General features: G+C 69.5%; 3 protein-coding genes. All 3 read left to right on the top strand.

What is annotated here, in order from left to right:
• Positions 1–285: 285 nt before the first annotated feature.
• The 3 genes from M0G41_RS18185 to M0G41_RS18175 all read left to right on the top strand — a co-directional run bounded on the left by M0G41_RS18185 (position 286) and on the right by M0G41_RS18175 (position 8,161).
• Positions 286–5,124 carry a fibronectin type III domain-containing protein gene (locus M0G41_RS18185; RefSeq protein WP_248211619.1) on the top strand — a complete coding sequence of 1,613 codons (4,839 nt, stop codon included), beginning with the start codon at positions 286–288 and terminating at the stop codon, positions 5,122–5,124.
• A gap of 96 nt (positions 5,125–5,220) precedes the next feature.
• Positions 5,221–5,793 (top strand): RNA polymerase sigma factor, encoded by a 573-nt coding sequence (locus M0G41_RS18180; protein WP_248211617.1) that lies wholly within the window; start codon positions 5,221–5,223, stop codon positions 5,791–5,793.
• A gap of 40 nt (positions 5,794–5,833) precedes the next feature.
• Positions 5,834–8,161 (top strand): serine/threonine-protein kinase, encoded by a 2,328-nt coding sequence (locus tag M0G41_RS18175; protein WP_248211615.1) that lies wholly within the window; start codon positions 5,834–5,836, stop codon positions 8,159–8,161.
• Positions 8,162–8,185: the final 24 nt, after the last annotated feature.

Here is an 8,185-nt window from a genome sequence, read left to right as displayed (position 1 = left end):
GCTCACCGCTGCCTGGACCCTCGTCAAAAGCCCAGAAAAGTACGACGGGAGCAGGCTGTTCCCGAGCCAAGAAATCGCTTGACAGGGAACAGAGTGTCTACATTCGGGTTTTGCGGAAGGTCTGCTTCGCGCCCGAACTGCCCCTATGCGTCCGTTGATGTTCAGGCGGCGGACCCCGCGCTTCGGAGGTCATCGGCAGGCCGCATGATGTCCGCTCGCCTTCCGGTGTTCGGTTTTTCCGTTCGCGGCATTTCCCCCTGCAAGCACCACAGAAGGGGAGTGCGCATGAAAGCGTTGAGTCGAATCCTGCTGGCCGCTGTTCTGTCCTGGCTGCCGGCGCTGACGTCAGCAGCCAACCTGGATCTGACGCCGCCGCTGGCCGCGCCGGGAGAAGCCGTGCAGCTGTCTGCGAGCGGTCTTGCGGCCGACACCCGCTACCTGATCGATCTGGTGCGGAGTGCGCCCGCGCAGGAGGAGTCACTGGGCAGTGCCGGGACCGATGGGGCCGGGCGCCTGTCGGTCGAACGCCTGCTTCCACCGCTGCCCGCAGGGGATTGGATGGTCCGGCTTCGCGGGGGCGGGAACGAGGTGCTGGCAGCGCTGCGCGTCCTGGCCACGCCGGAGCTTGGGCTGGACCCGATCCGAGCGTTTCCCGGCGAGCAGGTCACCGCAAGCCTTGAAGGCTTGACGGTGGGCGCGCAGGTGACGCTGCGCGTTGACGGATTCCGGGTCGCCGGTCCCGCGGCGGTGACCGCCGAAGCGATGTCGCTCACTTTTCCCATGCCGGTTCCCATGGCCGGCGCGGATGACGCGCTGGACGTGCGGCTGCAGCAGCAGTTCGCGGGTCAGGCCGCGGGGACGGCTTCGGGCCTGCTCACCCGACTGACCCCGAGCCGGACCGACTTCGGCCGGCCGTCGGTCATCCAGCGTCCGCGCGAGGTGCGCCCGGGCGAGCCATTCACGATCGCCGGGCGGATCGAGGTGCCGGACGGGCTGGACGCCTCGAAGCTCAACTGGAAGTACGCCCTGCGGGTGGATGGCCGCTGCCTGCCGGTGGCCACCGCCCAGGTGTCGATGCAGGCGGACGGTGAGTTCTCGGTCACCCAGGCGCGGATCAATTCGCTGGTCGATGGCGTGCCGCCGCAGTACCTGAACCAGGTCATCGACCAGGATGGCCTGGTCTATCTGAATCCCGAGACCGGCGACTCCGACTGCTTCGCGCTGGGCACGCTGCCGCTGGCGGAACTCGATGCTGTGCCGATCAGCGTCCGGGTCGAGACGCTGTCGGGCGCCCCGGTGGCCGGGGCCGCGGTCAGCTTCCGCCGCAATGTGGCGCTGCAGGGCAATCCCTTTGCGACGACGAAGGGCGGCGGGGCAGCCAAGAACCTCTCCGGATATGGTCATGTGGGCCTTGGCGCAGCGCCGTTCCTCGGCGACAACCAGTTTTCGGCCGCGCATAAGTTCGTCGATCCCGGGCTCTGCCCGGCCTCGGACACCCTGGTCTTCACCGGCTCGGAAGCGCCGGAGGAGGGGATCGCCACCAAGACCTTCAATTATTACGAGTTCGTCCTGCTCTCGGCGGCCAGTGCCGCGGCCAGCGCCGCCGACATCAACACCGTCGTGCCGGGCCCGGCGCCGGCGAATTTCACGATCAACGTCTCGGCGGTCGCGCAGGGCCTCGGCTACGTCAACGACCGGAACTGCGCCACCGGCGTGCGCTTCGACGTTCAGCTCACCGACGAGGGCAGGCTTCTGCTGCGCAATCGCCATGACGGTGAGTTCACCATCGAGCACGATCCATTCTCCGGTCCGCTGGTGGTGTCGCTGCCCGACCTGCCCGCCAGCAGCAGCCTGTGTTTCCAGAGCACGCCCTACATCGGCAACCTGCCGCTGCAGGTCGAGCCCGGCCAGTCGATCGTGCTGGGCGGCGAGGTCATCGGCTATCGCCTGGAGACCGCCTACATCGGCGACCTGATCAGCTTCCCGCACGCCCTGCCCGGTGACTTCGGCGCGGTCGAGGACACCGTGGTCGCGATCGACTACAACCAGGCCCTGTTCGGCGAGCTGAACAACGTGGTGCTGACCCTGGGGGATGAGTTCGATTTTCCGATGAGCTTCGATGCCCAGGGCAGTCGCTGCGACACCGATGGCGGCAGCTTCAGTGCGGCGATTCCCGGCATGCACCGATTGCCGGCCGGCGCATACAGGATGCGGATCCGCGGCGAGGTCGGCAGCACCGGCACGCTTGTCGAGACGGAGTTCCATGTGCGGGTGAAGGAAGGGCCGCGCTGGTTCCTCGACCGCTCGCAGTACGAGGATATCCGCATCACCTGGAAGGCCGACTTCGCGCACATCCGCGCCAGCGAAACCGCGCGCATGCAGCTGGCCGACACCGGCCCGTCAAGCAACCAGGCGCTGTCGACCTATGGCATCGGGCCGATGCAGAACGACCAGGCCAGCCAGGCCACCATCACCCAGTCGATCCAGGCCGGTGTGGTCAGCAATCGGACCCGCTCGGCGGTCTCGCCGGGACAGGTGAGCAACCGGCCGAGCAATCCTGCGCCCAGCAGTTCCGATATTTCTGGCGCCAGCGGCGCGTCGGGTTCGCAGAAGCAGAAGAGCAGCTGCCGTCACAGCGATCCGCTGGGCACGGCGTTTCCGCGGCCGAATGTGCTGACCGATTTCGGTTCCTGTGAGCTTCAGACGATATTCGAGACCGGCGCGGTGCCGATCTTCCGCTACGCCTGGGGCGTGCCGCCGATTGCCGCGGCGACACTCGGCGCCGACATCTGGTTCGGCGTGTACTTCCGCTACTTCGGCGACGTGATCGCCACGCTCGAGCGCATCTCGATCAATTTCACCGCCGAGCCCGTGGTCGCCGCGGGTCTCGACATCTTCTTCGACCTCTCGGCCCTGTTCGGTATCGTCTCCGCCCAGGTGGCCGCCTCGCCGACCATTGGCCTCAGCATGCCGGTCAGCGTCATCGACAGCAGCTCGGCCAGCATCAACCCCTGCTTCAACTTCGACCTGGATCTCGGCTACACCGCCGCGGTGGGCTGGTGCGACCTGTGCGTGAAAGCCAGCGATACGCTGACCCTGTTCACCATCGCCGAGCCGCCCAGCTGCACGGTGCCCAGCGCGCAGCGCAAGGGCTCGCCGATCGCCCCGCCGACCAACATCAGTCGCCCGGCGATCGCGGCAGACGCGATCGGTCGCGCCTGGGTGGCCTATGAGGCCGGACGCAAGATCGTGGTCGAGCAGCGCTGGATGGGCCAGCTGGTCAAGCGCTACGACCTGATCGCCGGCCGCGGCGCGATGCGTCCGAAGATCGCCTTCGTCAATCCTGACCGGGCGGTGGTGGTGTGGAGCCAGACCCAGCTGTCAGAGTCGGCCTTCCTGTCCATCGACCCGAGACAGATCTCGACCGCTACCCGCGCCCTGCATCTCGTGTACTCCGTCTACGATCGTAGCAGCGACAGCTTTGGTCCGGTGCTGCCCCTGACCCCGCCGGGGATGGGCGGCGATGGCGGTGTGGTGCTGGCCGAATGCCCCCCCGGCGAGCCGGGCTGCCCGGCGGGGGGGAGGGTGCTGGCGGCCTGGGAGCACGACCGCGCGGGCGATCTGGCACAGCACGACCTAGAGGTGCGCTGGGCGGAGTTCAACGGCAGCGCCTGGACCACGCCGCAGGCGGTGGACCCGGGCAACACCGCCAAGCAGGTGCAGCCCGAGGCGGTCTATCACGCCGGCCAGCCGACCCTGCTCTGGGTGGAGAACCCCGTCGCCGGCGCCGGCGTCTACGACATGCATCAGCGCGTGCTGCGCTATCGCCTGCCGCAGCTCGGCGCGGCACGCGACGCGGTTGGCGTTCCGCAATCGATTGCCTCTCCCGATGCGGTCTACGATCCGGCCTCGGGCCGGCTGCTGGTCGCCTACACCATCTCTGCCGACGCCGAGCGTTTTATCGGCTCGCGTCGTGCCCTGCACACGGCCTGGGCGGAGTGCGACAACGCGGGTCTGTGCCTGTGGACCGATGAGCCGCGTCTGGATGCGCTGGGGCGCAGCCTCTACGTCGAGAAGCCAAGGCTGGTGCGCGGCCAGGACGGTCGGATATCGGCGCTGTTCCGCTACCTCTCGAACAGCCAGATCCGGGAGGATGATCCCGTGGGCGTGCGTTCCGGCACCGGTGACCTCGCCCGCCTCGAGCTGATCGTGCCCGCCGCGACCTTGCCGGTGGCGCTGACCAATGACGGGCGGATCAACTGGGGGCTGGATGCCGTGATCAATCCGCTCAACGGCGACATCCTCACCGCCGCGGCGAAAGGACTGGCGCTGCCCGGTGCGACGCTGAAGGCCATCGGTTCCAAGGCCCGGCCGCGGATGGCGGCGGAGAAGGGCGTCGAGGACAATCCGGACGTTGCGCTGGGCATCGACCCTGTGCGCGCCGATTTCGCCATCCTGTCCGCACAGCCGGAGACCGCGCGCCTGCAGCCGGGCGGACTGGTGCGGGTGCGCGTGTCGCTGATCAACCGCGGCGGTCCCGCCATCGAGGCGCCCATGCTGGCGGCGAACTGGGGCCGGCCGGCGGGCGTCGCGGCCGCCGACATCGAAGTCCTGACCGCTCTGGACGTCGCCGGCGCGATGCAGGTGATCGAACTCGACGTTCCGGTCCCGTCCGGGTTCGATCCCGCGGATCGCCGGCCGCTGTTCCTCACCGTCAATCCCGGTGCGCCGATCGACGACGCCGATGCGGCCAATGACGTGCTGCGGGTGGAGGTCGGCGGCCTGCCGGTGGTGAAGGATATTCGCGTGCACTCCGATGCCTCCACCAGCCTGGTCCAGCTGCAGTGGACGCCGGTCGAGGACGATCGGGTCACCGGCTACACCGTGTATCGCCGACAGCCGGACGGCCAGGTGATCCTGCTCGGCAGCAGCCCGACGCACGGCTTCCTGGACGCCAAGGCGGTGGCGGATCGGGTCTACGAGTACGAGGTGCGCAGCCACTCGGCCACCCTGATCGAGTCGCCGTCCTCCGGCTGGACCCGACATTTCGTCCAGCCCCTCGCGCTGCCCGGCCGCCTGTTCGTCACCGGCTTCGAGGCGCTACCGCTGGGCAGCGGGTCATGAGCCGTCCGCGCATCGGCAGGTCACGGGCGCGGCTCCGTCCGCGCCCGGGCTTGAACTTCGTCCATGCCTCGGGAGAGCATCCCCCGAGGAGGGGCGATGGATTCCGAGGCGACGCAGCAACTGATCGAACGCTCGCAGCAGGGCGACCCGGAGGCCCGGGACGCGCTGTTCAGGCGCTGTAGCGAGCGGCTTCGACGATGGGCACGCGGACGGCTGCCGTCCCATGCGCGGGACATCGCCGACACGCAGGACCTGGTGCAGGTCACCCTGCTGCGCGCGTTTCGCCAGCTCGATGGTTTCGAGTCGCGGGGCGAGGGCTCGTTCATGGCCTACCTGCGCGGCATCCTGCTCAATCGGGTCAAGGAGGAGCTGCGTCGTGCCGGCCGGCAGCCAGCCTCCACCGAGCGTCTGGACCTGCCGGCCGGAGAGCCCGGCCTGAGTGCGCAGCTCGGCGAGTTGCAGCTGGTCGAGGCATACGAACAGGCGCTCGAATCGCTCGGCACCCGGGCGCGGGATGCCGTCGTCCTGCGCCTGGAGTTCGATCTGTCCTACGCCGAGATCGCCGAGGAGCTGGGTGCGCCGTCCGCAGATGCCGCGCGCATGCTGGTGGCCCGCTCGCTGCGCGAGCTTGCCGCGCGGATGCCTCAGGACTCGACGGGATCGACGTGAATCCCGTCTGCTGGACCGGCCCCGCCGCAAGAGGGGAGCGATGAGCATCGAGCCGCGCGAACCGGTGGGCCCGGACGCCTCGCTGGACCTGCTCAGCCTGCGCGTGGCCGACGGCGAATCCTCGCTGTCGTTCGATCCGGCGGGTCTGGACGCCGACTCGCGTCGCCTCGCTGGCCAGCTGGGTCGGCTGGCGCGGTTGCGCGAACTGTTCAGGCTGCGGGCTGCCAGCGCGGTCTCCCGGCTCCCGGAATGCCCGTTCCGCTGGGGCCGGCTCGAGGTGCTCGAGCCGATCGGCGCGGGCAGCTTCTCGCAGGTGTTCCGGGCTCGCGACCCGGTGCTTGATCGCGATGTGGCGCTCAAACTCTTCACCGACGTCGAGGCGCCCCCGGAGTCCCTGATCAGCGAGGCGCGGCGCCACGCCCGCGTCCACCATCCGCGGGTGCTGGCGATCCACGGTGCCGATGTCGACGGGGAGCTGGCCGGGCTATGGACCGATCTGCTGGAGGGCAGCACGCTGGATGCGCGCCTGCGGGAGTCGGGCCCCTTGCCGCAGGCGGCGCTGCGACGCCTCGCCGGAGACCTCGCAGCCGGGCTGGGGGCGGTGCACGAGCAGGGCATCGTCCACGGCGACCTGAAACCGGCCAATGTCTGGATCGATGCCTCGGGGCGCGCCCTGCTGATGGACTTTGGCGCCTCCGTGGCAGCCCAGCAGGGCGCTCCGGCGCGGTTCGGCAGTCCGGTGGCGATGGCGCCCGAACTCTTCGAGGGCGCGGCGCCGAGTCCGGCAAGTGATGTCTGGGCGCTGGGCGCCACCCTGCATGTCGCGGCCACCGGTCGCTATCCGCTGGAGCGCGATTCGTTCGCCGCGTTCAAGCAGGCCCACGCATCCCGGGAAACGGCGGACCGGCGCCGGCTGCACGAGGCGACCGGCCCGCTCGCCGGCCTGATCGAGGCGATGCTGTCGCACGCGCCGGCGGCACGGCCGTCGCCGGTCAGCGTGCTGCAGGCGCTGGACCACCTGGACCGCGCGCCGCAGAGACGACTGCGGCGCACTGCCGCGGCCCTGGTGATCGCGGCCCTCTCCGTCGGCGTCGTGGTGTCGCTGTGGATGCTGCAGCGCGCCGAGGCGGCGAGGGCGGTGGCCGAGCGGGCGCGCTTCGAGGCCCAGACCAGCAAGGACTTCCTGATCGAGAGCGTGCGGCGGATGTCGCCGGAATCCGAGCGGGGCCTGGGCAGCGTCCGCGCGGTGCTGGACTTCCTCGCCGAGTCTGGCGAGCAGGCGCTGCAGGAGACGCCTCTTGCTTTGGGGGAACTGGAAGTTGTGGTGGGTACGCGCCTGACCCACTTCGACGCCGAGGAGGAGGGGTTCGCCCGCGCACATCAGGGAATACAGAGAATCCGGGACGCCGCGCCCGAGGCGCACGGGGCGCTGGCCCGGGCCTACAACATCCTGGCAGAAGCCGAGCGACAGCGCGGGCGCTACGCCGAGTCCGAATCCCATGCACGCCAGGCGCTCCTGCATATCGAGCAGCTTCCCCGGACAGAAGAACACCGCCTGCAGGCAATCCAGGTTCGCGGGATGCTGGTCGGCCTGCTCGGCGATTCGGGTCGCTGGAACGAGGCCCTGCTGGCCCAGCGGCGACAGCTGGCCGAGCGCGAGGCCCTGGTCGGCGCCGATGATCCGCGGATGGCGGTGGAGTACAACAACCTCGCCGATCCGCTCTGGCGTCTCGGGCAATACCAGGAGGCGCTTGACGCCTATCGGCGGGCGCTGGCCCTGCTTCGCTCGGGCGAACCCAAACGACCCTATCCCGAGGCCCTGGTCACCGAGGGCATCGCCTGGGTGCTGATGCTCCTCGGACGGATCGAAGCCGCGGAGCAGACCCTTGACGAGGCGGAGTCCCTGTATCGCGCGATCGGAATCGAGCCGGGCGGCGATGCGCTGCAGAGCGTCTACATCAAGCGCGCCGGCATCCTCCGCCTGACAGGTGATGCGCAGGGCGCCGCGGACCGGATGCGCTCGCTGCTGGAGGATCAGCCGTCGCGCACCCCGCAGCGTCGCAATGGACTGATCGGGCTTGGCGTGACCTGCATCGAAGCGGGATGTTGGGAGGAGTCCCTTGCGGCGTTCAGGGAAGCAGCGCTGACGCCTTTCCCGGAGGGACACCCCGAGAACGACTACCTGCAGGCCGCCGAGGCGTTCGTGGCCAGTCTTGTCGGTGAGGCAGAACCGGCGGCGGCAGGGCAGGCGCTTGCGGTCGCGATGCAAAGGTTCGAGCGCGACCGCATCGCCGGCAGCCGCCGCTATGCGGAGATGGCGGACTGGGCAGGTCGCCTGGAAGGCCGGCGGGCGCGAGCCGACCGGTAGCATCGCAGCTCCCCGGTAGTCGCC

The sequence above is a fragment of the Pseudomarimonas salicorniae genome (assembly GCF_023156535.1).
GTDB classification, from domain to species: domain Bacteria; phylum Pseudomonadota; class Gammaproteobacteria; order Xanthomonadales; family Xanthomonadaceae; genus Pseudomarimonas; species Pseudomarimonas salicorniae.
The sequence above is the reverse complement of the archived record's forward strand: the minus strand, read 5'-3'. Positions and strand labels throughout refer to the sequence as shown.